Origin of the sequence: Bartonella sp. AD13SXNS (genome assembly GCF_042196465.1) — a bacterium.
Classification (GTDB): Bacteria; Pseudomonadota; Alphaproteobacteria; order Rhizobiales; family Rhizobiaceae; genus Bartonella.
In genome coordinates this window covers 1-728 of the sequence record NZ_JBHIQI010000098.1, presented here as the reverse complement: position 1 = coordinate 728, position 728 = coordinate 1, and the positions used below count along the sequence as shown (strand labels likewise).

The 728-nt window shown below is 40.8% G+C and carries 1 protein-coding gene and 1 pseudogene; both read right to left on the bottom strand.

Annotation, left to right across the window (positions count from 1 at the left end):
• Positions 1-272: pseudogene (locus tag ACFIMQ_RS09600) on the bottom strand (hypothetical protein); the annotation flags it as partial.
• Between the two features lie 15 nt (positions 273-287).
• Positions 288-728, bottom strand: a 441-nt coding sequence (gene ssb, locus ACFIMQ_RS09595) for a single-stranded DNA-binding protein (protein WP_375703951.1), incomplete at its 5' end; no start/stop codon positions are given.

The window sequence follows — 728 nt, the reverse complement described above, 5'->3', positions numbered from 1 at the left end:
TTTGCACAAAGGTAATTATTTCTTATCTGTAGGTACTGTTGCGCGGCATCATATTGCTCTTGAGTAATAACGCCTTGCAAGCAAAGCCGCCCTATGTAAGACCCAGAAAGTGGATTTTTTGCCTCCTGTAGCGTTAAACCGAAGCGCTTTGCACGTATCTCTATTGCCAATTGATCGACGGCTTCACGGGGGTATTTTGCACGTGATATACGACCATTGGCTTCTCTTAGCTGCCCTGCTATTTTAGGGCGTCCCCTTTTGTTTTTTTTCACAACACCGCCTTCTGTTTAAAAAGGAACACTATCATTCATAACGGTATGAGATGTATCAAGAGGCTTGTGAAAGCTTCTGTCATAAGGTGATGACTGCTCTTGATTATCATCATTTTTGCCATCTAAGAGCTTTAAGTCGCCTTTGTACTTAGGCAAAATGACTTCTGTTACAAACCGGTCAATACCGTTTTTATCTTGCCATTTACGCGTTTGAAGCTGTCCCTCGATATAAACTTTGCTGCCCTTATTCAGATACTGGAGAGCTACTTTTGCAAGATGTGGATTAAACACCACAATGGAATGCCATTCTGTTTTGTCTACTTTTTGATTGGTTGCCTTATCTGTATAGCTCTCAGACGTTGCTATACGAAAATTGACCACCTCGATGCCAGATGACATTGTTTTGCTTTCTGGATTAGCACCTAAATAGCCAATTAAAATCACTTTATTAAGCAT